The sequence below is a fragment of the Bacillus australimaris genome (genome assembly GCF_001307105.1).
GTDB classification, from domain to species: Bacteria; Bacillota; Bacilli; order Bacillales; family Bacillaceae; genus Bacillus; species Bacillus australimaris.
This window is the reverse complement of record NZ_LGYN01000001.1, coordinates 87,446-110,068: the sequence shown is the minus strand read 5'-3', so window position 1 is coordinate 110,068 and position 22,623 is coordinate 87,446. Positions and strand designations below refer to the sequence as shown.

Genomic DNA, 22,623 nt, shown 5'->3' with positions numbered 1-22,623 from the left:
AGTATCCTTTATTCACAACATAAGGATTATAGAGGGGGCTTTTTTATGTCAATGGCATATGAAGAATACATGCGCCAGCTCGTTGTACCAATGCGTCAAGAGCTGACAAGTGCAGGATTTCAAGAACTAACAACGGAAGAAGAAGTAGAACAAACGATGCAGGAAGCAGAAGGAACGACATTTGTGGTAGTCAATTCTGTATGTGGATGCGCTGCTGGATTAGCACGCCCAGCTGCTACTCAAGCAGTGATGAAGGCAGAAAAAACACCAGATCGAATCGTGACCGTTTTTGCTGGTCAGGACAGGGACGCAACGGCGAAAATGAGAGAATACTTCACAGGCGAAGAGCCATCGTCTCCATCTATGGCACTTTTAAAAGGAAATGAACTCGTTCATTTTATCCCACGTGACGAAATTGAAGGTCATGAAATGGAAGACATCATGAAAAACGTCTTATCTGCATTCGAAAAACATTGCTAATACAAGTGTTGAAATGCCCTGTCATTTATTCAGGGCATTTTTTCTTAATCATGATGGAGGCACAGCATGCTGATTACAACAAGCTTTAGAGCAAATGACCAAACGATTGAAACAGCAAAGGCACTTGCAGAGGAGTTACATGGTGAGTATATCGAGAGGCGCAAACAATCTGTCAAGCAGCTTGCGTTGAAACGAGGGGACGTCCTTGTTGTGGGGAAAGAAAGATTCGAATGGTATCAGCCAAATGGTGAAAAGTTCTTCTTTCATCCAAGCTCAGCGATGTTCAGAGTGAAGCGGCTCCTGCGCGGAGAAAAGGATCCTTTAATTGAAGCCACGCAGCTTCAGCCGGGCGATTCTTTTTTAGATTGTACGCTTGGCTTAGGGTCAGATGCCATTACAGCAAGCTCGGCATTAGGAAAGAATGGAAAGGTCGTCGGTATCGAAAAGAATCCCATTACAGCATTACTCGTACGAGAAGGACTAAACACATGGGAAACAGGGATAAAAGAAGCAGATGAAGCGATGAAACGGATTTCTGTTTTAAGCGGAGACAGTATCGAGCAGCTAAAGGAGCTCCCTGATGATTCATTTGATGTCGTCTATTTTGATCCAATGTTTGAGGAAACCATTCAAGAATCTGCAAGTATCGCCCCGCTTCGTCATGCGGCAGAGCACCAATTTGACAACGAAATAGCCGTACAAGAAGCGCTGAGAGTAGCGAGAAAAAGAGTGGTTTTAAAAGATCACTGGAAAAGCACACGATTTCTAGCAGACTCTTATCAATTTCACGTCTTAAAACGAAAAACAGCCCAATTTCATTATGGATATATAGAAAAAGAAAAAAGCCCTCATTAAGGGCTTTTCAGCGTGTAGACAAACCCTCGCATTCGGTGTCAGTTTGCGCTCCGGTGCTCACGAATATCAAATTCGCTCCGCTCCGCTGCTCGTCCTTCCTAGACTGCAAAGGTTTTCTATCACGCTGAAAAGAAGACAAAGGGCTAAAATCAAGATCATTTTAGCCCTTTGTCAACAATCTGAAAAACCCTCATTAAGGCTTTTAATCCGTAATCTCCATATAGACAAAATAAAATAACGTCAGCAAGGAAGCCGTAATGAAAAAACCTTCAAGCATATCCATTCCTCCCAAATTTTAGTCGCCTTTATTGCCATTGTAAACGTTTTATTATGAAAAAGAAAGTCTCTTATCGGTGACCAAATTGAATGACTGAAAATTCATTATATGCTAGAATAGCAGTATGATAACTTATGGAAGGAATTAGATATCATGAAGATGTGGATGAGAAAAACACTTGTTGTGCTCTTTACGATTGCAACTTTTGGTTTAGTCTCTCCTCCGTCGGCTTTGATGACAGACAAGCCCTCTGAACTTTCTTCATCTGATAAAACGCCTTATACAGCGGTTTATGAGACATCAGATGAAATGCGCAGCTGGGAACTATCGCAAGAGGACAACAAAAAGCAGATAGACTCCTTTGAGAAATATAAGCAAGAGGTGCTATCAAGTGCAGAAAATCAATCCTTTCTCAAATTTGGTCGTAAAATTACACCTGTCATTGAGGACGAGTACAGAGAAGAGATTCAACCGAAGATTGAACAAGTGTTAACCGACTATTTAACAAATTTCAAAGATGACGAAAAATTTCAAGATGTTGTTTTAACTGATCAGCCTTCAAGCGGAAATGGTGAAAAAATCTTTCATATTTATAACCGCAAGACCGGAGAAGATTTGCTCCGTTTCCATGTAAGAAGAGATCAGCCGCCACACAGCGGATATTGGTTTAACTTTCATTACCATACAGCAGATGATGGATTCCAGACGCATCATGAACTCGGTAATATTTACTGGGACAAAAACACCCCGCCGAGCTGGATGAGCCACTAGAAGGAGATGTCATGCCAATTGAAAAAGTATACAATGAACGAAATGGTGCAGATTACAAAACAAATGTTAAACGAGCGCGGTGTGAAAATTGAAGATATCGCACACATTGTGCTGAAGCTTCAAGAAAAATATCATCCAAACCTTCCACTTAGTGTCTGTATTGAAAATGTTGAAAAAGTGCTGAATAAAAGGGAAATTGTCCATGCAGTTTTAACAGGTCTTGCCCTTGATCAGCTGGCAGAACAAAAGCTTTTGCCAGAACCTTTACAGCACTTAGTTGAAACAGATGAGCCGCTATATGGAATTGATGAGATTATTCCGCTTTCCATTGTCAATGTATATGGATCAATCGGTTTGACCAACTTCGGTTATTTGGATAAAGAGAAATTCGGGATTATTCGAGAATTAGATGAAGGCCGTCCAGGTGAAGTGCATACTTTCCTTGATGACCTAGTCGCTGCACTTGCCGCAGCAGCAGCAAGCCGCATTGCTCACTCACACCAAGATATTAAGGATGAAGAGCAGGATCGAGTGAATCAAGTATAAACAGAAAAACATGTCTGCTCATTACGCAGGCATGTTTTTTTGGTTTCAACAAAAGCAGAAATAAGGTAAACTACAACAAGAACATAAATAAAGGATGAAAAAAATGAAACAATACAAAGAGTTATGCCGTCATGTATTACAGCACGGGGATGAAAAAGGTGACAGAACGGGAACAGGTACAATCAGCACGTTCGGTTACCAGATGAGATTTGATTTACAGGAAGGATTTCCTCTTTTAACGACAAAGAAATTGCACCTGAAATCGATCATTCATGAGTTACTGTGGTTTTTAAAAGGTGATACAAATGTCAAATATCTTCAAGAAAATGGTGTCCGGATTTGGAACGAATGGGCAGATGAAAATGGAGAACTGGGCCGTGTGTACGGAGCGCAGTGGAGATCATGGGCGAGCGGAGACGGCGAGACCGTGGATCAGATCACAAAGCTGATCCATGATATTGAGCACAACCCGAATTCAAGAAGACTGATCGTCAGCGCTTGGAACCCGGGGGAAATTGATCAAATGGCGCTGCCTCCTTGTCATTGTCTGTTTCAATTTTACGTATCAAATGGGAAGCTTTCCTGCCAGCTTTATCAAAGATCGGCAGATATCTTTTTAGGCGTGCCATTTAATATTGCTTCATATGCTCTTCTAACGATGATGATTGCCAAAGTGACAAATCTTGAGCCAGGAGAGTTTATTCATACACTTGGAGATGCTCATATTTACCAAAATCATCTTCCGCAGGTGAAAATGCAGCTAGAGCGCGAGGAACGCACGCTGCCTGAGCTTCGCATCACAAGAGATGTAAAGAGCATTTTTGATTTTACATTCGATGATTTTGTGCTTGAGAACTATGATCCGCATCCGCATATTAAAGGAGAAGTCAGTGTATGATTTCCATGATTGTGGCGACAGGAAAAGACCGAGTCATTGGTCAAGATAATCAAATGCCATGGCATTTACCCGCAGATTTAGCGTATTTTAAAAAAGTCACAGGCGGGCATACGATTGTTATGGGCAGAAAAACATTTGAATCCATTGGACGAGCGCTGCCTAACCGCCGAAATATTGTGCTCACCACAAGTTCTTCTTTTGAAGCGGAAGGATGCGAGGTTGTTCATTCAATAGCTGATATTTTGGCAATTGGGGAAAGCGAAACCGAGTTATTTATCATTGGCGGGTCTAAGCTGTATGAAGAAATGATGCCATATGCAGATCGTCTATATATCACGCATATTCACCATGCGTTTGAAGGAGATCGCTACTTTCCTGATTACAATGAAGACGAATGGACGGTTGTATCACGCGAAAAAGGCCATCGTGACGAAAAGAACCCCTACAATTATGAATTTGTCGTTTATGACAAAAAAGGATAAATGAGTAGGAGGAGTACGGTTGTTTCGTTATTGGTTTTTAACGATTTATGTTGTTGTATCCTTTTTAAAAAGTATGAGGCATTTGTACGATCATGAATTAACAGATCCACGCATTTCCTATACGAAACGAATGCATCTCATTCATGAGCATGCAAAAAGATTTACCCGAGGTTGTATTGATCAATCAGGATCAGTCATGACCATTCATCAGCAAAAAAAGCTGCCAGAAGGCCCCGTAATTTATATCACAAAAGAGCTGAGTCCAGTCACGACGACATTATTGATTGGCCATCTTGAGAAGCCATTTGCTTTCATGACAAAGCCGAATCTTTTTCGGTATCCCATTTTAAAACAATGGCTGAAAAAAATGGCCGTCATTCGTCAGAACCAGTCTGATGAGGTCTTATTAGAAGAAGCAAAGCAAAGAATCGTGTCTGGGCAAAGTGTATTGCTTGCAGAAGCATATTGTCATTTTGCAGAGGCGCTTGCTGAAGAATATAATTGTCCGCTTGTACCAATTGAAACGAGCGGAACGGATCGTCTTTTAACTGGGAAGATCGTAAAAAGAATGCGTCCTGTCAATGTCGATATTCATATTAAAGCACCTGTCATGATCAGTGATTACGTACAAAAGCGTGCATAGAAAAACCAGCATCCGAATAGTGGATGCTGGTTTTTTTATGCAGTAGGAACGTTCACGCAATAAAATAGAATACAGAAGAACATCGACGCACTGCCGCCAAGGACAAAGCTGTGCCAAATCGCATGATGATAGGGGATTTTCCGCCAAATATAAAAGATGGTTCCGACTGAATATAATATTCCGCCTAACAGTAAGAGGCCAAATCCTGCACCTGTTAATTGGATGTAGAGCGGTTTAATAGCGATAATAATCATCCAGCCCATTAATAAATAGACGAGGGTGGATACGATAATAAAGCGTTTGACGAAAAAGATTTTAAAGACAATACCGCCAGCAGCAAGGGCCCACACAATTGCAAGCAGTGTATAGCCGAGTGCACCTTTTAATGGTCCAAGTAAAAAGGGGGTATATGTACCAGCAATCAATACATAAATGGCCGAGTGATCAAGGATTTCAAAAATATCTTTTGTTTTTTTGTGCCGGATGCTATGAAGCAAGGTCGAGCTTAAATAAAGCAGAAGCATGGATGCACCGAATATCGAAAAGCTGATAATATCTGTGACGGTGCCGTATTGAACAGCGAATAATACGAGAAACACAATGGCTGGTATGGATAAAATAACTCCAATGCCATGTGTAATGGCATTTGCAATTTCTTCTTTTACAGTAAACAATGGATGTCCTCCTTTTATTGAACCGGTATATAACCATCAAGCGACTTCAGAAATGAAAGACCTTCAAGTGTAATCTTCGTTCCGGCCCTGCCTTTTCCTTTCGTCACATATGCTTTTTTCTCAAGATCATCTAAGCGGTTTCTCACCTGCTGAGGGGTCAGCGGGATATCTCCTTGTTTGCTTAATTCAGATAAGATTCGTCTGCTGGCAGCTTCTCCTTTTTCATTGAGAGATTTAATGGCTTCCAGCAAGAAAACAAACTCTTGTTTTTCCATTAGTGTAAGCTGGTGTTCTTCCTTTTTTCCTTTCACAGCTGACGGAAGAGGTGCTAACACAAAGGGCGGTAAATGATGTAAAAAGACCGTTTGTCCCTCTAGTATCGCTGCAGCGTAATGAACGATATTTTTGAGTTCTTGCACGTTTCCTTCAAATGGATACTGCTGCAAGGCCTCCCAAACACTTGAATCAATACTTGGTGCCATGTTCAGCTCTTGAAAGAAAGCATTTGTTAACACAGGAATGTCTGTTTTTCGTTCGGCTAAAGCTGGAAGAGCCAAATGAAGAACATTCAGACGATAAAACAGCTCAGGTAAAAAGGTAGAGGAAACCCTGAGTGCCTCTATTGATAAAGACGAAGAAGCGATCACTTTTGTTGCAGGTGAAGCGTCTAGAAAACGAATGATCTGGTGCTGCAGTGGAATACTTAAGGCACCAATCTCGTCTAAATAAAGAATTTGATTGTTCTTTTCCATGAAGGCTTTCTGCAAGATTTCTTCATTCAAGGTGGGGCAATATATGTGTGACAGTGCTGTGTGTGGAACAGATGCTTTTGCTATTTCTTGGGCGAATCGAGTTTTGCCTGTGCCGATTTCTCCCGTTATCAAGACTGGCTGCTCGTTTTTCGAGAATTGTTTTGCCAGATGAATGGCACGCTTGATGTCTTGATGATCTCCATAGATAGACGTGAATAAATGTGTGGCCATGGGGTGTTTCCTTTCTTTGTGGTTCTAATTGGTTCAATTGTAACACCCAATTAAAACAAATGTACAGGAAAACGAAAAAGTTTTTAAATTTTATGTTTGATCCTTGATCTATTGGTTTATTTTTTGAATATTCATGTTATAATGACAAATTAAATAAGGTTAAAGAGAAAGGATCTTGTACATGAAACCGTTGCTCAAAGAAAACACGCTAATTCAAGTGAAAGACATCTTAAAGGCCCATCAAAATTTGAAGGATGTAGTCATTCATACACCACTTCAAAAAAATGAGCGACTTTCTGAACGATATGAATGTAATGTCTACTTAAAAAGAGAGGACCTTCAAGTAGTTCGTTCCTTTAAATTAAGAGGCGCTTTTAATAAAATGAGCCAGCTTCCAAAAGAAAAACTAGAAAATGGCATTGTATGCGCAAGTGCTGGAAATCACGCACAGGGTGTTGCCTATTCTTGTAAATATTTAGGTATCCACGGGAAAATCTTTATGCCTGCTACGACGCCAAGGCAAAAAGTATCCCAAGTGGAGCTATTCGGAAAAGAATATGTTGAAATTATTTTAACCGGAGATACGTTTGATGATTCATACCATGAAGCCGTAAAATGCGGAGACAAAGAAAAGCGCGAATTTATCCATCCGTTTGATGATTTGGATGTGATGGCAGGACAAGGAACGACTGCTGTAGAAATATTAAATGATATCGAAGTAGAGCCTCACTATTTATTTGCAAGTGTCGGAGGGGGAGGCCTGTTATCTGGTGTTGGTACATATATCAAAAATATCGCACCAGAAACCGAAATCATTGCAGTCGAACCGCTTGGTGCAGCTTCACTGCATGCTTCCCATGAGAAGGGCGAGGTTGTAACACTTGATTCGATTGATAAGTTTGTAGACGGAGCAGCGGTTCAACGAATTGGTGAAAAGACGTTTAAGACGCTTCAATCTGTTGTTGATAAAATCAGTCTTGTACCAGAAGGGAAAGTATGTACGACCATTTTAGAGCTGTATAATCAATGTGCAATTGTAGCAGAACCAGCAGGTGCATTGCCGATCGCAGCATTAGATGCCCATCGCGAAGAGATTAAAGGCAAAAATGTTGTTTGTATTGTCAGTGGAGGAAATAATGACATCGGCAGAATGCAAGAAATCAAAGAACGTTCGATGATCTATGAAGGTCTTCAACATTACTTCATTGTCAACTTTCCGCAAAGAGCAGGAGCACTTCGAGAATTTTTAGATGAAGTGTTAGGGCCAAATGATGATATCTCACGTTTTGAATATACGAAAAAGAATAACCGAAGCAAAGGCCCCGCGCTTGTCGGCATCGAATTGAAAGAAAGAGATGACTATGCGGCGCTGATTGAACGAATGAATAAAAAAGGCTTCCACTATGTTGAAGTGAATAAAGATCAAGATTTATTCCACCTATTTATTTAGGCTTAACAGATAATTGGAAAAGAGGATTGATCGGTTGTGCTGCTCAAAACAATATGTTTTAGACGGATGGATGGAGCTCAGATCAAGGTAACAGAAGTCCCTGTTCTAAAGGGAGATGAGACATATCGTTTCATGCTCACCTTTAGACTTGAAGCTTTCTTGAAAAAAGTCTATGTATCTAAAGGAAAGAGAGCTGTGTACTCTTTCAGAGAGGATGTGAAACGTAACGTCAAGTGGAGCACATATGAACAGATCTACCGAGAGCCTACACTGAAGCACAATGCGTAAGGAATAATCTTTGTCAAAAGGGGTGAACCGCCATTTTGAAATGGCCGCTGCTCAGTTTGGCAAGGATTTTTTTCGTGAAAAGAAGAAAATGTGACAAATTCAAAAACGTTCTGACAGTTGTTTTCAAGTGTGCAGGAAATAAGGTAATATCATATGTAAAGACTAAGACAGCAAGGATGAGACGATAGTGAAACAAATTAAAATTGTAACAGATTCAACTGTGGACCTTCCGCATGACAAAATCAATGATCTTTCCATTCACGTAATTCCGCTCAATATCTCCATTTCTGGAGTTGATTATATTGATCGAGTGAATATACAGCCAGATGAATTTATTGAAAAAATGGAGGCCGCTGAGGAACTGCCGAAAACGTCTCAACCTGCGATAGGTCAATTCGTCGAATTATATGAAAAGCTGACGGCAGATGGAAGCGAAGTAATAAGTATTCATTTAACTGGTGGGATGAGTGGTACTGTTCAAACTGCTGAAAGCGCTTCGAAAATGGTAGATGGAAACATCACGGTGATCGATTCGAATTATATTTCCTATGGATTAGGATTTCAAGTCGTTAAAGCAGCAGAACTTGCCAAAAAGGGTGCAAGCTGTGAAGACATTATCTCAGAGCTAGATAAAATCCGCCTTCAAACAAAGTTATATGTCACAATTGATACATTAGAAAATCTCGTCAAAGGTGGGAGAATTGGAAAAGGAAAAGCGCTGATCGGCTCGCTTCTTCACATCAAACCAATTGCCAGCTTGACAGACGGGGTATACACGCCAGAAGCGAATGTGAGAAGCTACTCTGCTCTTGTCCGTTATCTCACAAAACAGTATGTACAGGCGGTAAAAGGAAAAACAGTTCAAGCTATCGGGATCGCGCATGCAGATGCATTAGAGCTCGCCGAAAAGCTCAAATCAGCGCTGCTTGACCACACACCTGAAGCACTTGTTGACATCGCCTACACAACACCGATTATTTCGTGTCATACTGGAAAGGGCGCAATAGGCTTTACTTTTTATACCGATTGATGAAAAAGGGGATGGACATATCATGTATAGAAAAAGGGGAGCCTTGGTTGGTGCGCTTATGATGATAAGCGTGCTTCTTTTAGTCTCGTGTTCAAATGGACAAATCAAGGATGCATTAAATTATCAAATCGAGCCGTTTGAGTTTGAAAATCAGGATGGTCAAAAGGTGTCATTGGATGATTTGAAGGGGAAAGTATGGGTGGCAGATTTTATTTTCACAAGCTGTGAAACGATCTGTCCGCCGATGACTGCGCATATGACAGAGCTGCAAAAACGCTTAAAAGAAGAAAAGCTGGATGTACATATCATTTCCTTTAGCGTGGACCCAGAGGTCGATTCACCGAAAAAGCTCAAAGAATTTGCAAAAGCATATCCATTGTCCTTTAAGAATTGGGATTTTCTCACTGGCTACTCACAGTCCGCAATTGAAAAATTCGCGATGAAAAGCTTTAAAACCATTGTGAAAAAACCTGAAGATGAAGACCAAGTGATTCATCAGTCCCTGTTTTTCCTTGTCGATCAGGAGGGGAAAGTGATGAAAAATTATGACGGCGTGCAAAACACACCATATGATGACATGATCAAGGACATCAAAACGCTGAATCGAAGCTAGCATAAGGATGTTCAAATGGGCAAAAACATGATACACTTTTTTAATCAGAAAAAGGAGGGACATCATCGTTTGAAGGCTCGTTTGATTTTGATTGTGATGTCTCTAGCTATTGTTCTTTCTGCATGTTCCGCGCAAGAGGCTGGCATAAAGGATAAACTAGAAGACACACAAAACGTAAAAGAACATATTACCATCGCAGCGGTTGGAGATTCCTTAACAGAAGGAATCGGAGATCAAGATAAAAAAGGATATGCAGGCATGACCCGTGACAAGATAGAAGCGGAGGACGGCGTGCAATCTGTTACATTAAAAAACTATGCCATTAAAGGCAGTAGAACCGTAGATTTATTAAAAAGATTAAAAGAAAAAAAAGTGCAGGACGGATTGAAAGACGCTGACTATATTTTCTTTACGATCGGCGGAAATGACTTAATGCATGTTGTTCGACAAAATGTGCTGAATTTGACTTTTGCTCCTTTTCAAAAAGAGCAAGGTCCTTTTGAGGAGCGCTTTAAAACCATTCTTTCTCAACTGAGAGAACAGAATGACCATGCGAAAATCATGTATGTCAGCATGTACAATCCCTTTAAGTTCAGTTTGTCTGAGCTGCGAGATATTGATGAAGTCGTCAAAGACTGGAACGCAGCTGCCAAAAAGGAACTAAAAAAAGACGGCAATGCGGATATGATCAATGTAGCAGATTTATTTGAAGAAGATTCTGATGAAAAATTATTGGCAGATGATGATTTCCACCCAAACCAAAAGGGGTACTCTCTTATGGCAAATCGTTTATTCTCCGAAGTGAAAAAAGAAGGACTGCCGAAGGAATAGGGTGACATATATGAAAAAATGGAAAAGCTTATTTTTTATTTTACTTGCCATCAATCTGTTGATTGTTCTTGCTTGCGGTATTTTGATGCTGCTGCCAGGCGGTCAATCCGCTTCACCGAAAGACGTGAAAAGCGAGTATGCTTTTCATATATCCAGCTCGAAGGAATCTCTCACCAGCTTTGTCAATGATTATTTGAAAAATCAAGGGTCAAGTGATATGCCGGACTTTCATGTAGCAATCGATCAAGATGTGAAGGTGACAGGTGCAATTAAAGCTTTCTCTTCAACGATTGATGCAAACGTCTCATTTACGCCAACTGTTGAAGATAATGGTGATGTGCTTTTGAAAGTGGATGACTTTTCAATTGGACAATTGAGCATTCCGATTAGTTTTGTTTTAAGCTACATGGGTCAGTTCTATGAGCTGCCAGAATTCGTTCATGTCAAACCGGATCAAAAAACGGTTGAAGTACGTCTGTCAGAAATGCCACTGACGAATAATATGTATGTCAAAGCAAACAAAATTGATTTACAGAACGATGAAATTGAATTCTCATATTATCATCCAAAGCAATAGTGTGGGTCAGGAGTGAAATCATGAAGCGAGTCTATCAATATTTTAGTTTACTGTCGCTTTTATTTGCTGCGTACTTTGGCATTACAGCTGCCAATGATTTAAAAGCAGAAAATATCGATCAGTTTTACTTAAATATTGCCTACTGTGCATTATTTCTAGGCATCATGATTCTTGCTTTTGATTTTCAAAAGCAAGAAAAAGCTGAAGATGTCTCGTAAGGAGCCTTTTCCATGTGGAAAGGCTCTTTTTTTATAATTGCCGAGACAAGACCACCTTCGCCATAAGTTCTGGTTCTCCGTTAGCAAAACCATGAAGCAGAATCAGGTATGCGCGCTTTGGCTGCAGATGAACTTTGGGGATATCAAGCAATACACTTTGAGTGCCAGCAGCTTTCAATTCAAAATGATATTTATTCGGTGAGAAATGATGGATATGGGTGCCGTTTACATAACCAAGCTCCTTTGATAAGATCCCTTGGTCGCGTTCATATATATCTATAGAAGGAAGGTCCGGAGACAGTTGTACAAATGTAAGGGCTGACAGGTCTTCTTGTTTGATCGCAGTGTCTTGCTGCTCCGTCAGCAGTGCAAAGCCTGCATGAGCACCTGTGATACATAGTGTGTATGTCTCTCCGGTTTTAAATCTCATGCGGGAATGAAGAACTCTTTCTTTTGTAGCCACTTTGAACACTGCTACTTCATAAATTCCTTCATCCCACTCCATATAAGTGGTCAAATGGCTGTAAGGCAACTCTGTTACAACCTGCTTTTGATTCACATACACAGCAAGCTCACTGAGATCTGGTGCAGCGTGAAATAGACGAATAAAGGCCTTTGATGAAGTGCTGCTTTGAAGATGCTCGTAGGCGTCAGCGAATGGCCGATATGGAAAGTCATGATAAAAGACCTGCTGCATGTCATCAATCCCTTCTTTCAACCGATGGTGTTTTTTGTAGCGTATGCATGAAAAAGGCGATCTGTATAGGCAAAAGAAGCATAGAAAAAAGCCTGACGTTTTCCGTCAGGCCATGCATGTTAAGAAGGAGAAGAATATTGATGGTATTCAGCCAGTTTAATGAATGTTTTTTCATCCTCAATTAAACCACAAACGCCGCACTGGACTTTCATTTGAGGACCTTGATAGCTCATATGAAAAGGAGAAAGCTGCTCTCCTTCGTATCTTTCGACAACTGCTCCAGTCGCAGGATCCAGCTTTACAGGTTCTGAAAGCTGCTCAATGAGATTAAAGCGCGTTCTGTTTGTTTTACAGTTTGGACAAAGGTAAGGGCTTGTCATGGTTGATTCCACCTCTTTTTATCCGTAGCATGTCCTGAGCGCTAAAATCTATGCTTAATCCTTCTGACTTTTATCCAGTTTTTTAAATAATTTGATCATTGTTTTCAGTTCTTCGTCCTCAAATGACTCAAATCGCTCCATAAAGTATTCTGTTTTCTTTTTCTCGAAATGCTCAGTAATTTCCTTACCCTTATCGGTTAAGTGGATTTTGATGATGCGGCGATCCTCTTTTGAACGGATACGGGTGATCCAGCCCTTTTCTACGAGTGTGTCAGTCACAGCTGTAATATGACTTGCAGATACGCCAAGAATGGAAGCGAATTCCGTTACTTTTTTTGCACCTTGCTCGCGGAGCAGATTTAAAATGAGAAATTCATTCCGAGATAATTCGTTTTCGAGCAGGCTGTTGATTTCATAACGGATCTGTTTGAATACGGTTCTCAGTAAAGTATCCATTTCATACATCATTTGTTTTCTTTGTTCCAATCATTAAACCCCCATTATATTTTAAGATACGACAGAATGCTTTCTTTTATTTTAGGTATACAAGTCGTATCATTTTCATTATTTTTTATCATGTTATAATATGATGATACCATTTTTTAAATGAAGGGGGCACTAATATGTCTGAAAAACAAGAATTAGCCACATTTGCAGGAGGCTGCTTCTGGTGTATGGTTAAACCTTTTGACGAACAGCCAGGCATTATCAAAGTTGAATCAGGGTATACTGGCGGACATACAGTGAATCCGACCTATGAGGAAGTATGTACAAATACAACGGGACATAGAGAAGCGGTTCAAATCACGTTTGATCCTGATGTGTTCCCATACGAGAAGCTGTTAGAATTATATTGGCAGCAAATAGACCCAACAGATGATGGCGGGCAATTTGGTGATAGAGGGGAATCCTACCGTACAGGTATTTATGTTCATCATGACGAGCAGCGAAAGCTGGCAGAAGCATCGAAAGAGCAGCTGAACCAAAGCGGAATTTTCCAAAAGCCAATCGTTACAGAAATTTTAGACGCAGGTCCTTTTTATCCAGCAGAGGAATATCATCAGCATTATTATAAAAAGAACAAAATGCACTATGAACGATATCATGTCGGTTCGGGCAGAGCAGGTTTTATTGAGTCACATTGGAGTGATAAATAATGGCAAATGAAAAAGAAAAGCGTATAAAAGAATTAAACCGAATGCAGTATGAAGTCACGCAAAATAATGGCACAGAGCCGCCATTTCAAAATGAATTCTGGGATCATAAAGAAGAAGGGATTTATGTGGATATCATTTCTGGAAAGCCGCTTTTTTCTTCTCTAGATAAGTTCGATGCCCACTGCGGATGGCCTAGCTTTACAAAACCGCTTGAAGACGAGGAAGTAGCAGAGAAGGTTGACACGAGTCATGGGATGGTGCGGACAGAGGTTCGCAGCAAGACAGCCGATTCTCATCTGGGCCATGTTTTTCCTGATGGACCAGGGCCAAACGGTCTTCGGTATTGTATTAACTCAGCCGCTTTGAAGTTTATCCCAAAGGATGATCTTGAAAAAGAAGGCTATGGGGATTTAAAACATCTATTTGATTGATTTAAAAATCGTCACATGGAAAGCATCTGCTTCCGTGTGACGATTTTTTATTTTTTATGATGTGTATGATGTAATTGTTTGATGATGTGGAACAGCTTTTCTTTTGTAATGAGCGGTGCTTCATTTGAGGTGTAATTGGTTAAGTCGATTTTTTGGAAGGAAGGGTGTAGGTGCGGTCTCGGTAAGATCGCATAAAATTGATCATGCTCAAACAGTGCATCTGCTTCATGCGGGAATGTAAGCTCCTCGTGAAGCTTTTCGCCGGGTCTTTTTCCGACAACGAGAATATTCGGAGACTTAGCTTTGATTTGAGTGGCATATTCATGAAATGCTTTTAAGAGATCGGCAAGCTGTAAGGACTCCATCTTGAGAATGAAGGTTTCGCCGCCTTTCATCATAATCGCTGCTTGAAGTGTGAGGGAAACCGCTTCTTCAATGGACATAAAAAAACGTGTCATATGAGGGTCCGTCACAGTCAAAGGCTTTTCATTTAAGAGCTGCTGGAGCATGATCGGAATGACGGAACCTCTTGATCCAAGCACATTCCCAAAGCGTACAGAGCAAAACATGGTTTTTTGATTTGGAATACTTTCGTTTGCTTGGAAAAATAGTTTTTCTGAAATTAACTTTGTGGCACCCATGGCATTTGTCGGAGAAACTGCTTTGTCTGTTGAAATGTTGACGACATGACTCACTTCATGTTCGATTGCGGCTTCAATGACATGCTGCCCGCCGATGATATTTGTTTGAACGGCTTCAAACGGATTATCTTCACAAGTAGGTACTTGTTTTAAGGCCGCTGCGTGGAAAATGATATCAACACCTTTGACGAGCTGTCGCACGCGGCTGGCATCCCGGACATCTCCTAAAGCGAATACGACCTCTGGATGGTCTTCGTATTCCTGTTTCATCATGTATTGTTTGCTGTCATCTTTGCTAAAGACGATAATCTTCTTTGGAGAGCAATCTGTTAATTTATTCACGATTTGCCGGCCGATGGACCCCGTACCGCCTGTAACTAATATCGTTTTGTCACGAAAAAAGGTCTTCAAAGTCGTTTCTATCTGTTTGGACATATCTAATCCCCCAACTCTCATTTCTCTACTTTGCATCATATGTGAAAGAGCAGTATCCGTTTGAGGAAAAGAACCACTTTATCTATAAATTAGGTGAACAAATTATAACCATCTGCTTGTCGTCTTAATAGAATATGGAGAGATAAGAGATTAACTAGAAAAACGAGAAACCTGAACACTTCAGTATTGCGGTCAGCTTGGGCAAAGAATAAATCGTAAGAGAGCTGTGCGCGAGGGGAGAAGAGAATACATGTATAGGGGAAATCGTATTGTAGCCATAATACCAGCATTTAGGAGTCAGCAAGACCAGCATGATGAACACATACGCATATTGGCAGAGCGGCCGCTTATCTATTGGACCATTCAGCCGTTACTGCAAATGATTGAGTTAGATGAAGTCATCGTCTCATCAGAGGATGTCAATACTCAAATCATTTCATCTCACTACGGAGCAAATGTGATTGAACTGCCAAGTACACATGTAACAGAACAAACCCCTTCGCTGTTAGCTGTGAAGCATGCGCTTGCTTATTTAGAGCGGGAGGGGAAAACCTTTGATATTGTTTTATATCTGCATCCATCGTCTCCACTAAGACAGCCGGCAGATATCGAGAAGTGCTTGCAGCTTTTAGTAGAAGGGGGATATGATTGTACAGCATCTTTTACAGAGGCGCTAGAAAACCCAAATGAAACATGGACACTGCATGAAAACAATGAAGCTACTTTATATAAGGACAATCATTACTTTTTCATGCCAAAGCATGAGCAGCCATATACGTATGGCCGGCTAAATGGAGCGGTTTATGCATTTCATGCTCATTACGCAAAAGAGTGCATTCATTCCTTCTTAGAAGGTTCTGTCGGAGCATATATGATGGATCATACGCGGTCGATTGTGGTGAAACAGGAAAGAGACCTGAAGGAGGCAGAGAACGTCTTATTGGCTCGCCGAGATGCAGAAGGTTATGCATAAGCTCACACTCAACAAGAAAAAGCGCCCAGTTATAGGGCGCTTTTTACGATTTCATAAAGCCTGTTTGGCATCGTATCGAATGTATTCCAGCGAACCACTTGGTCGTAGTTGTTCAGTGCGATCGTTTTTCTTTTCTCCGCATTTGATCCATAGTATTCAACCTGCTCTATCAAATTGTCTTCATCTTTGTAATAAGCGAAGCTTGAAAAGGCATGCGGCGGAGGTAAATCCGTCAATTGAAAACTTCCAGTTGCAGCAATATCAAACGCTCTGTTGTTCAGGCTCATATTTTGAATCATGGCTTTGTTTTTGTTATAAGCAAATTGAGCCGGTCTGTGCGGATTCAGGACAATCGCTGAATGCTGATAGATGTCCGCCATTTGCTGAGGGCTCAGCCAATTGGTCATAAGTGTGAAATCACGATGTTTTCTCCGTGCTTTATTGAAATGACGGTGCCATTCCTTACCCGCAACAAGTATACGCCATTTGTTTTGTTGTAAAAGAATATCGATGGCTTTGATGCGGTTGGGATAAGGGTAGCCAACGAGTGCAATGTCGTAGGTGCATATCTCTTCTGGTGATTCATCTTTCTGAAAGACACGTGTATTTGTCGGAATGGGAAAGTAGTGTGCATGATCTTTTCCTAATTGTTTGTAAAATGGCAAAACCCCTTCGTCGATTGTTAATATGAGCCGCGCATCTTGGGCGCAGGCAGCTGATACATCTGTATAAAAGGGATCTTCTGTCATCCATAGAACGATCGGAATTTTTTCTTGTTTGAATTGATGAAGCACTTCTTTCGGAACATGATCACCAATCATCATCAAAACAAAATCCGGAGAAAATGTCCGGATTTTGTGCATGTTAGTGGGTAGAGATTCTCTATCAATCTTTACACATGAAAAGGGGGAATCAATGAAGCTTTCTTCTACCCATTGATCAAACATGTGATAGATTCCGCCGTAGCCAGAACTGATATAAAGAAGCTTCATGATGACCCTCTCACATTAAGATGTGAATGTAACACTTTCAACTTTATCTACATCTAATAGAGTCGTTGCTGATCCTGTAGGTGTGACAGAGCTTTCTTGTGTAACAAATACAACACCTGTTGAAGCATCGAATGATACAAATTGAACTGGCCCAATTAAATCTCCTGAGTCAGTGACAATGCTAATGACTGTTCCTGGTGAAAGTCTTGCAAAGATCCATCTTGCTGGCTGAGATACATCGAGTGTTGTAGCAGAATCTGAAGGTGATGCCTCAGCTGCTACTTCACTTAATAAATCGTTCAATTTTTCTTCCATTTGAACTCCTCCTTCTTCGAGATTAGCTGTTAATGCATGAGTAATTGGTTTGAAAAACACTTTCAATAATTCTTTTTTTAATTCAGCACGCTTGTCGCTCATTTTTTCCCCATCCTTTCTTCATCAATTCAAACTCACCCCTATGTATATGCCGTTCATTTTTTTTGGCATAAGCAGAACGCTGATTCCTGATTCTTTTTTTCAATTAATTAGTTCACACATTTTTAAAAATGTTTTCAAATGCTGAGGCTAAATGAAGTGACGCTCATACTCTAGTAAAGATTAAATGAGAAGAGAGAGGGATTATGAATGGGATTTGAACAAATATTAAATGGTTGGAACGAAGAATTACTAGAAGCAGAAGGAGTGCTTGAGGTGATCTTAATATTACTTCTTCTTCGTCTTTTAGAGGAAAGTGAGGAAGAGAGAGTGTCAGACATCAAAGAATTACTTCTCCCATGGCTAGAACTTGGCATTCCGGTACCGCGTGTTCATTTAGTGAATGGAGATGTACTTCAAAATGTGGTTGTCGTGCAATTGTTTGATACGGTTGCGGTCTTTAAAAACGCGACAAATCAGTTAAGAGTAAGTGTTCCTTATGTGAACATTGTCAGCTGGGGGGCTTTTTAATCTAAATAAAAAGGATAATGATCATGAAAGTATCGGTGATTTTAACAAGCTACAATAAACCTGATTTCATTGATCGTGTGCTAAAGAGTATGGTAGAACAAACGTATCCGCATTGGGAGCTTTTGATCATGGATGATGGCTCAGAACAAGACACCATTCAAAAGATCCAGCCCTATTTAGGTGATGAACGCATTCATCTGTATTCACACACGGTTCATCCTGCAAAACGGCTGTTAACCACACGTTATGCGACGCTCATTAATGAAGCATTAACACGTATAACAGGTGAGCTCATTTGTTATTTAACCGATGATACCGTGTACCATAAAGATCGTTTGCAAAAAATGGTGGAGGTTTTTCAGTCAAAGCCTCATATAGATATTGTGTATTCATCGCAGCGGGTCGTGCATATTGATCAGCAATTAGTGGAAACGATGAGTTATGTTCGTGAAGCAGATCGAATCCTAGATCATGCGTCCTTTCAAGTGGACCATTGTTCGGTCATGCATAGAAGGCGCTTGCTTCCACTTATTCATGAAAAATACGGGCAATATTGGGATGATGAACCAAAGCACTGGCATCATGCAGATTCTGTTTTTTGGATGAGACTGAATTATTTTGCTGCGTTTTTTCCATTAAAAGATGTACTTGATACAACATATAAAACGCCTCATTCCTTTCATCATATGTTTTCGAGTATGCCCTATGATTTAATTGATGGAACGGTCATCGAAAAAGAAGGGGATTACTTTCAAATCGCAGGCGGCTATCTTCATGGAATTGAAAGGCGCTGGATAAATGAAAAAAACAGGCGTGCAATTCGTGTGCCGCTGTTATGTACGATGAAATATGAAATGAAAGAAAAGCTGGCAGTACCCAATTATACAGTCGTCACCGCAGATCGTGGGAAAACGTTTTTTTATATTGAAGATCAGAAAAAAAGACGGTTTGTTTCAAAACGTGATGTGCAATATTTTCAGTTTCATTCAAAGGAGATCTATACGATTTCAAATGACCAGCTGCAGACATTTGAAGAAGGCAGCGTCATTCAAATATCTCCTGCATTCAGTCCGCCAAACAGACGTCTGTTTAAATGGAAACAAGATGTCTATTTACTTGTGCATCATACCTTTTGCCGTATTGATCCTGAGGTCGTGAAGCGGTTTGCTTTTTATCATCAGCCCATTAAACTATACCCATCCCAATTTAAATTGTTCCAAGAAGGAAAGCCGATTGTGCCGCTGTATATGGAATCGCTGCAGGAATTCGATATGTCTCTTTATCAAACATCCGGGCGAAAGCACTCCTCATAAGAGGGGTGCTTTTTTTAGCCATTCAAGCAGGAAGTAGGAGGGAAAAAGCGAAACATGAAAAGGACAGGGAACCAATTAGACATGATCAAGCCGCTGAAAAATCGGCAATTGAAGCCGGTTTTTCGGCACTGAAAGTGAGGGGGAAAGAATGGGGAAGGTTGTCGAAAGAGCAGATTGGTTTGAATTAATTTTAGAAGCCATCGATGAAGCCATTCACGTTGTAGATGATCAAGGGATGACGATCTTTTACAACCACAATGCGGCTAAGTTTGACTGTTTACAAAAAGAAGAGGTGATTGGCAAGTACATCCTTGATGTGTATCCGTCTTTAACAGAAAAAACAAGTACACTCATGCATGTTTTGAGAACAGGGAAGCCAATTTATCATTCGCTGCAAACCTATTTGAATAAAAATGGAGAAAGAATTGAAACAGTAAACACAACATTGCCCATTATTGAAGACAACGAGTTAATAGGTGCGGTCGAAGTCGCCAAAGATGTATCAAAGCTATCAGCGCTTTCTAATCGTTTAGGTCAACAAAAGCGAACAAACGGTGTGACTAGGAGAGAACAAATGCATGATTTTTCTTCATTTTTAACCAATGATCCGCTTTTAAAAGAAATGCTTGAAAGGGCAAAAAAAGCAGCTGCTTACCCGTCATCAGTTGTTGTCTACGGAGAAACAGGGACAGGAAAAGAAGTGCTCGTTCAAGCCATTGTCCATGAATCTGACCGAAAAAATCAAGTATTCATTCCGCAAAACTGCGCCGCACTCCCAGAATCATTACTTGAGAGTCTATTGTTCGGATCTGTCAAAGGGAGCTATACAGGCGCAATTGATCGCAAGGGACTTTTCGAATTAGCTGATGGGGGCACGCTTTTTCTTGATGAGCTGCAAGCGATGCCGCTCACGCTCCAGACGAAATTATTACGTGTGTTGGAGGATGGTGTTGTGCGCCGCATCGGTGATGCAGCATCCATTCAAGTGGATGTTCGACTCATTACTGCGCTCAATATGGACCCATTCGAAGCAGTGAAAAAGCAAATTCTACGAGAAGACTTATTTTATAGACTGCATGTGTCATCCTTTCATATCCCGCCGCTTCGTGAGAGAAAGCAAGATATCACACTGCTCTCCCGCCATTTCATTCAAACCTATCATCATCAGTTTTCAAAAAACGTCACACGTCTATCTGAAGAAACGGAACAATTGTTTATGGCTCACCACTGGCCAGGGAACGTTAGAGAATTAAAACATACTATAGAGCATGCCGTGTTGATGATGCCAAAGGAAGCGGAAGAGATCATCCCTTTATACCTTCCGGCTCATTTATGTGCACATAAGCTGGAAAAAGGCATACCTAAGTCCTCCTTAAAAAATCAAGTGTCTTCATTTGAACAAACATTGATTCAGGAAGCTTTACACCAGCACAATGGAAATATAAAAAAAACCGCCGCTGCTTTAAACATCCCTCGACAAACGTTGCAATATAAATTGAAGAAATATGCAGATGCCGAAATTTAGGCACTTCAATCCATCGAATATGACGGGTAAAGCTCCTTTTGTAAAGAATAGGGGCATTTTCCCATGTTGGCACATAACTTGCATAGTATAAAGTGAATGCTGATAGGGGGAATGGATATGAATCAGAAATTGTATGAACCGGGGCGTCATTGGAAGGACATTGAGCTTTGGAAGGATGTACCTGAGGAAAAGTGGAACGACTGGATTTGGCAGCTGACGCATACCGTGAAAACACTTGAGGATTTAGAAAAAATCGTCAACTTAACAGAAGAAGAAAGAGAAGGGGTGAAGATTTCCACCAAAACCATTCCACTCAACATTACACCCTACTATGCCTCACTGATGAATCCAGACGATCCAAGATGTCCAGTACGTATGCAATCTGTGCCAATTGCAGAAGAGCTTCATAAAACAAAATATGATTTGGAAGATCCGCTTCATGAAGATGAGGACTCACCTGTCCCAGGTTTAACGCACCGATATCCAGATCGTGTGCTGTTTCTTGTGACAAATCAGTGCTCCATGTACTGCCGCTATTGTACGAGAAGACGTTTCTCCGGCCAAATCGGTATGGGTGTGCCGAAAAAGCAGTTAGATGCTGCCATTGGATATATTAGAGAAACACCTGAGGTGCGGGATGTGTTGATTTCCGGCGGAGATGGGCTGTTAATCAATGATCAAGTGCTTGAATATATTTTGAAAAATTTACGAGACATTCCGCATGTTGAGATTATTCGAATTGGAACCCGTGCGCCTGTTGTCTTTCCGCAGCGTATTACAGATGAGCTTTGCGATATTTTGAAAAAATATCACCCGGTTTGGCTAAATACCCATTTCAACACAAGTATTGAAATTACAAAAGAAGCAAAAGAAGCGTGCGAACGTCTTGTGAATGCCGGTGTCCCAGTAGGTAATCAGGCCGTCATCCTTGCAGGTATTAACGACAGTGTACCGATTATGAAGAAGCTGATGCACGACCTCGTGAAAATTCGGGTCAGACCCTATTATATTTATCAATGTGATTTATCTGAGGGTATTGGCCACTTTAGAACACCAGTGTCAAAAGGGCTTGAAATCATTGAAGGCTTAAGAGGGCATACGAGCGGTTATGCAGTACCGAGCTTTGTTGTCGATGCACCAGGAGGCGGAGGAAAGATCGCCTTACAACCAAATTATTTATTATCGCAAAGTCCTGACAAAGTTGTCCTTCGTAACTTTGAAGGGGTCATCACTTCTTATCCAGAACCAGAGCATTACGTCGCTGGCCAGGCAGATGCGTATTTCAATGAAATTTATGAAGAAAAACAAGAACCAGCAATTGGGGTTACCGCACTATTTCAGGATGAAGCGAGATCGTTTACACCTGAGAATTTAAGCCGAATGAAACGAAGAGAAGCTTATGAGACAAATCCTGAGCATGACACGCTCAAAAACAAACGCGAAAAACGAGATGAATTAAAAGAGAAGAAATATCAAGCACAGCTTAAAAAAGAACAAACCGTAAAGGAGGAGAAATAA

At 40.7% G+C, this 22,623-nt stretch carries 29 protein-coding genes; 21 read left to right on the top strand and 8 right to left on the bottom strand.

Annotated features, from left to right (window positions below; genetic code table 11):
- The first annotated feature begins 45 nt into the window (after window positions 1–45).
- The 7 genes from AKG37_RS00555 (at window position 46) to AKG37_RS00525 (ending at window position 4,952) form a co-directional block, all read left to right on the top strand.
- Entirely contained in the window at window positions 46–480 is a 435-nt protein-coding gene (locus tag AKG37_RS00555; protein WP_060697111.1) for a BrxA/BrxB family bacilliredoxin, read from the top strand.
- 66 nt (window positions 481–546) lie between these two features.
- A complete protein-coding gene (locus AKG37_RS00550) occupies window positions 547–1,335 on the top strand; it encodes a class I SAM-dependent methyltransferase (protein ID WP_060697110.1) in 789 nt (262 codons plus the stop codon).
- A gap of 430 nt (window positions 1,336–1,765) precedes the next feature.
- Complete coding sequence (locus AKG37_RS00545; protein ID WP_060697109.1) at window positions 1,766–2,383, top strand: YpjP family protein; 618 nt, start codon at window positions 1,766–1,768, stop codon at window positions 2,381–2,383.
- Window positions 2,384–2,401: 18 nt separating this feature from the next.
- The gene (locus AKG37_RS00540; RefSeq protein ID WP_058014866.1) at window positions 2,402–2,929 is read left to right on the top strand and encodes a phosphatidylglycerophosphatase A family protein; all 528 of its coding nucleotides are present in this window, start codon (window positions 2,402–2,404) and stop codon (window positions 2,927–2,929) included.
- Between the two features lie 103 nt (window positions 2,930–3,032).
- A complete protein-coding gene (locus AKG37_RS00535) occupies window positions 3,033–3,827 on the top strand; it encodes a thymidylate synthase (RefSeq protein WP_060697108.1) in 795 nt (264 codons plus the stop codon).
- Window positions 3,824–4,309 (top strand): type 3 dihydrofolate reductase, encoded by a 486-nt coding sequence (folA, locus tag AKG37_RS00530; protein ID WP_060697107.1) that lies wholly within the window; start codon window positions 3,824–3,826, stop codon window positions 4,307–4,309. The genes AKG37_RS00535 and folA overlap by 4 nt, the downstream gene beginning before the upstream one ends.
- A gap of 19 nt (window positions 4,310–4,328) precedes the next feature.
- Complete coding sequence (locus AKG37_RS00525; protein WP_060697106.1) at window positions 4,329–4,952, top strand: lysophospholipid acyltransferase family protein; 624 nt, start codon at window positions 4,329–4,331, stop codon at window positions 4,950–4,952.
- A 35-nt stretch (window positions 4,953–4,987) separates the two neighbouring features.
- Here the strand turns inward: AKG37_RS00525 and trhA are convergent, their stop codons facing one another.
- Window positions 4,988–5,626, bottom strand: a complete 639-nt coding sequence (gene trhA, locus AKG37_RS00520; RefSeq protein ID WP_060697105.1) for a PAQR family membrane homeostasis protein TrhA — start codon at window positions 5,624–5,626, stop codon at window positions 4,988–4,990.
- A 14-nt stretch (window positions 5,627–5,640) separates the two neighbouring features.
- The gene (locus AKG37_RS00515) at window positions 5,641–6,609 is read right to left on the bottom strand and encodes a sigma 54-interacting transcriptional regulator (RefSeq protein ID WP_060697104.1); all 969 of its coding nucleotides are present in this window, start codon (window positions 6,607–6,609) and stop codon (window positions 5,641–5,643) included.
- Window positions 6,610–6,790: 181 nt separating this feature from the next.
- Here AKG37_RS00515 and ilvA point away from each other — a divergent pair, with 181 nt between their 5' ends.
- From ilvA to ypmT, 7 genes are all read left to right on the top strand, one after another.
- Window positions 6,791–8,059, top strand: coding sequence for a threonine ammonia-lyase IlvA (gene ilvA / locus AKG37_RS00510; RefSeq protein ID WP_060697742.1), 1,269 nt, complete (start codon window positions 6,791–6,793; stop codon window positions 8,057–8,059).
- A gap of 36 nt (window positions 8,060–8,095) precedes the next feature.
- Window positions 8,096–8,347 carry a YpmP family protein gene (locus AKG37_RS00505; protein ID WP_060697103.1) on the top strand — a complete coding sequence of 84 codons (252 nt, stop codon included), beginning with the start codon at window positions 8,096–8,098 and terminating at the stop codon, window positions 8,345–8,347.
- 187 nt (window positions 8,348–8,534) lie between these two features.
- Window positions 8,535–9,377: a DegV family protein gene (locus AKG37_RS00500; RefSeq protein WP_060697102.1), complete on the top strand. Its 843-nt coding sequence runs from the start codon at window positions 8,535–8,537 to the stop codon at window positions 9,375–9,377.
- Window positions 9,378–9,435: 58 nt separating this feature from the next.
- Window positions 9,436–9,990, top strand: coding sequence for an SCO family protein (locus AKG37_RS00495; protein ID WP_237697593.1), 555 nt, complete (start codon window positions 9,436–9,438; stop codon window positions 9,988–9,990).
- 69 nt (window positions 9,991–10,059) lie between these two features.
- Window positions 10,060–10,821 carry an SGNH/GDSL hydrolase family protein gene (locus tag AKG37_RS00490; protein WP_060697741.1) on the top strand — a complete coding sequence of 254 codons (762 nt, stop codon included), beginning with the start codon at window positions 10,060–10,062 and terminating at the stop codon, window positions 10,819–10,821.
- Window positions 10,822–10,831: 10 nt separating this feature from the next.
- The gene (locus AKG37_RS00485) at window positions 10,832–11,398 is read left to right on the top strand and encodes a YpmS family protein (protein WP_060697100.1); all 567 of its coding nucleotides are present in this window, start codon (window positions 10,832–10,834) and stop codon (window positions 11,396–11,398) included.
- A 20-nt stretch (window positions 11,399–11,418) separates the two neighbouring features.
- Window positions 11,419–11,616: a protein YpmT gene (gene ypmT, locus AKG37_RS00480; RefSeq protein WP_060697099.1), complete on the top strand. Its 198-nt coding sequence runs from the start codon at window positions 11,419–11,421 to the stop codon at window positions 11,614–11,616.
- A gap of 31 nt (window positions 11,617–11,647) precedes the next feature.
- On the opposite strand, the gene AKG37_RS00475 is transcribed toward ypmT, so the two are convergent.
- The 3 genes from AKG37_RS00475 to AKG37_RS00465 all read right to left on the bottom strand — a co-directional run bounded on the left by AKG37_RS00475 (window position 11,648) and on the right by AKG37_RS00465 (window position 13,179).
- The gene (locus AKG37_RS00475; RefSeq protein WP_060697098.1) at window positions 11,648–12,313 is read right to left on the bottom strand and encodes a DUF4397 domain-containing protein; all 666 of its coding nucleotides are present in this window, start codon (window positions 12,311–12,313) and stop codon (window positions 11,648–11,650) included.
- A gap of 119 nt (window positions 12,314–12,432) precedes the next feature.
- Window positions 12,433–12,693, bottom strand: a complete 261-nt coding sequence (locus AKG37_RS00470; RefSeq protein WP_060697097.1) for a hypothetical protein — start codon at window positions 12,691–12,693, stop codon at window positions 12,433–12,435.
- A gap of 54 nt (window positions 12,694–12,747) precedes the next feature.
- Entirely contained in the window at window positions 12,748–13,179 is a 432-nt protein-coding gene (locus tag AKG37_RS00465) for a MarR family transcriptional regulator (RefSeq protein WP_041091282.1), read from the bottom strand.
- 137 nt (window positions 13,180–13,316) lie between these two features.
- Here AKG37_RS00465 and msrA point away from each other — a divergent pair, with 137 nt between their 5' ends.
- Window positions 13,317–13,850, top strand: a complete 534-nt coding sequence (msrA, locus tag AKG37_RS00460; protein ID WP_060697096.1) for a peptide-methionine (S)-S-oxide reductase MsrA — start codon at window positions 13,317–13,319, stop codon at window positions 13,848–13,850.
- A complete protein-coding gene (msrB, locus tag AKG37_RS00455; protein WP_048239398.1) occupies window positions 13,850–14,281 on the top strand; it encodes a peptide-methionine (R)-S-oxide reductase MsrB in 432 nt (143 codons plus the stop codon). The genes msrA and msrB overlap by 1 nt, the downstream gene beginning before the upstream one ends.
- A gap of 47 nt (window positions 14,282–14,328) precedes the next feature.
- Here the strand turns inward: msrB and AKG37_RS00450 are convergent, their stop codons facing one another.
- Window positions 14,329–15,357, bottom strand: coding sequence for an SDR family NAD(P)-dependent oxidoreductase (locus AKG37_RS00450; RefSeq protein WP_060697095.1), 1,029 nt, complete (start codon window positions 15,355–15,357; stop codon window positions 14,329–14,331).
- A 250-nt stretch (window positions 15,358–15,607) separates the two neighbouring features.
- Here AKG37_RS00450 and AKG37_RS00445 point away from each other — a divergent pair, with 250 nt between their 5' ends.
- Window positions 15,608–16,330 carry an acylneuraminate cytidylyltransferase family protein gene (locus tag AKG37_RS00445; protein WP_060697094.1) on the top strand — a complete coding sequence of 241 codons (723 nt, stop codon included), beginning with the start codon at window positions 15,608–15,610 and terminating at the stop codon, window positions 16,328–16,330.
- Window positions 16,331–16,359: 29 nt separating this feature from the next.
- Here AKG37_RS00445 and AKG37_RS00440 read toward each other — a convergent pair whose 3' ends face one another.
- Together AKG37_RS00440 and AKG37_RS00435 are read right to left on the bottom strand one after the other, a co-directional pair.
- Window positions 16,360–17,322 (bottom strand): CgeB family protein, encoded by a 963-nt coding sequence (locus tag AKG37_RS00440; protein WP_060697093.1) that lies wholly within the window; start codon window positions 17,320–17,322, stop codon window positions 16,360–16,362.
- Window positions 17,323–17,337: 15 nt separating this feature from the next.
- Window positions 17,338–17,739 carry a hypothetical protein gene (locus tag AKG37_RS00435; protein WP_060697092.1) on the bottom strand — a complete coding sequence of 134 codons (402 nt, stop codon included), beginning with the start codon at window positions 17,737–17,739 and terminating at the stop codon, window positions 17,338–17,340.
- Window positions 17,740–17,946: 207 nt separating this feature from the next.
- On the opposite strand from AKG37_RS00435, the gene cgeC reads away from it, so the two are divergent.
- The 4 genes from cgeC to kamA all read left to right on the top strand — a co-directional run bounded on the left by cgeC (window position 17,947) and on the right by kamA (window position 22,623).
- Window positions 17,947–18,267 carry a spore maturation protein CgeC gene (gene cgeC, locus AKG37_RS00430; RefSeq protein ID WP_060697091.1) on the top strand — a complete coding sequence of 107 codons (321 nt, stop codon included), beginning with the start codon at window positions 17,947–17,949 and terminating at the stop codon, window positions 18,265–18,267.
- Between the two features lie 17 nt (window positions 18,268–18,284).
- Window positions 18,285–19,580: a glycosyltransferase family 2 protein gene (locus AKG37_RS00425; protein ID WP_060697090.1), complete on the top strand. Its 1,296-nt coding sequence runs from the start codon at window positions 18,285–18,287 to the stop codon at window positions 19,578–19,580.
- Between the two features lie 148 nt (window positions 19,581–19,728).
- On the top strand, window positions 19,729–21,105 hold the full coding sequence (locus AKG37_RS00415; protein WP_060697088.1) for a sigma-54 interaction domain-containing protein: 1,377 nt from the start codon (window positions 19,729–19,731) through the stop codon (window positions 21,103–21,105).
- 117 nt (window positions 21,106–21,222) lie between these two features.
- A complete protein-coding gene (kamA, locus tag AKG37_RS00410; protein WP_060697087.1) occupies window positions 21,223–22,623 on the top strand; it encodes a lysine 2,3-aminomutase in 1,401 nt (466 codons plus the stop codon).

Bases quoted from the DNA above. Each gene is read 5' to 3' on its own strand.
- AKG37_RS00425 (WP_060697090.1), top strand. From the start codon at position 18,285: ATGATCATGAAAGTATCGGTGATTTTAACAAGCTACAATAAACCTGAT.
- AKG37_RS00475 (WP_060697098.1), bottom strand. From the start codon at position 12,313: ATGCAGCAGGTCTTTTATCATGACTTTCCATATCGGCCATTCGCTGAC.
- AKG37_RS00440 (WP_060697093.1), bottom strand. From the start codon at position 17,322: ATGAAGCTTCTTTATATCAGTTCTGGCTACGGCGGAATCTATCACATG.
- AKG37_RS00485 (WP_060697100.1), top strand. From the start codon at position 10,832: ATGAAAAAATGGAAAAGCTTATTTTTTATTTTACTTGCCATCAATCTG.
- AKG37_RS00545 (WP_060697109.1), top strand. From the start codon at position 1,766: ATGAAGATGTGGATGAGAAAAACACTTGTTGTGCTCTTTACGATTGCA.
- AKG37_RS00515 (WP_060697104.1), bottom strand. From the start codon at position 6,609: ATGGCCACACATTTATTCACGTCTATCTATGGAGATCATCAAGACATC.
- folA (WP_060697107.1), top strand. From the start codon at position 3,824: ATGATTTCCATGATTGTGGCGACAGGAAAAGACCGAGTCATTGGTCAA.
- AKG37_RS00415 (WP_060697088.1), top strand. From the start codon at position 19,729: ATGGGGAAGGTTGTCGAAAGAGCAGATTGGTTTGAATTAATTTTAGAA.
- AKG37_RS00550 (WP_060697110.1), top strand. From the start codon at position 547: ATGCTGATTACAACAAGCTTTAGAGCAAATGACCAAACGATTGAAACA.
- AKG37_RS00535 (WP_060697108.1), top strand. From the start codon at position 3,033: ATGAAACAATACAAAGAGTTATGCCGTCATGTATTACAGCACGGGGAT.
- ypmT (WP_060697099.1), top strand. From the start codon at position 11,419: ATGAAGCGAGTCTATCAATATTTTAGTTTACTGTCGCTTTTATTTGCT.
- cgeC (WP_060697091.1), top strand. From the start codon at position 17,947: ATGGGATTTGAACAAATATTAAATGGTTGGAACGAAGAATTACTAGAA.
- msrA (WP_060697096.1), top strand. From the start codon at position 13,317: ATGTCTGAAAAACAAGAATTAGCCACATTTGCAGGAGGCTGCTTCTGG.
- kamA (WP_060697087.1), top strand. From the start codon at position 21,223: ATGAATCAGAAATTGTATGAACCGGGGCGTCATTGGAAGGACATTGAG.
- ilvA (WP_060697742.1), top strand. From the start codon at position 6,791: ATGAAACCGTTGCTCAAAGAAAACACGCTAATTCAAGTGAAAGACATC.
- AKG37_RS00435 (WP_060697092.1), bottom strand. From the start codon at position 17,739: ATGAGCGACAAGCGTGCTGAATTAAAAAAAGAATTATTGAAAGTGTTT.
- msrB (WP_048239398.1), top strand. From the start codon at position 13,850: ATGGCAAATGAAAAAGAAAAGCGTATAAAAGAATTAAACCGAATGCAG.
- AKG37_RS00445 (WP_060697094.1), top strand. From the start codon at position 15,608: ATGTATAGGGGAAATCGTATTGTAGCCATAATACCAGCATTTAGGAGT.
- AKG37_RS00470 (WP_060697097.1), bottom strand. From the start codon at position 12,693: ATGACAAGCCCTTACCTTTGTCCAAACTGTAAAACAAACAGAACGCGC.
- AKG37_RS00495 (WP_237697593.1), top strand. From the start codon at position 9,436: ATGATGATAAGCGTGCTTCTTTTAGTCTCGTGTTCAAATGGACAAATC.
- AKG37_RS00450 (WP_060697095.1), bottom strand. From the start codon at position 15,357: ATGTCCAAACAGATAGAAACGACTTTGAAGACCTTTTTTCGTGACAAA.
- AKG37_RS00555 (WP_060697111.1), top strand. From the start codon at position 46: ATGTCAATGGCATATGAAGAATACATGCGCCAGCTCGTTGTACCAATG.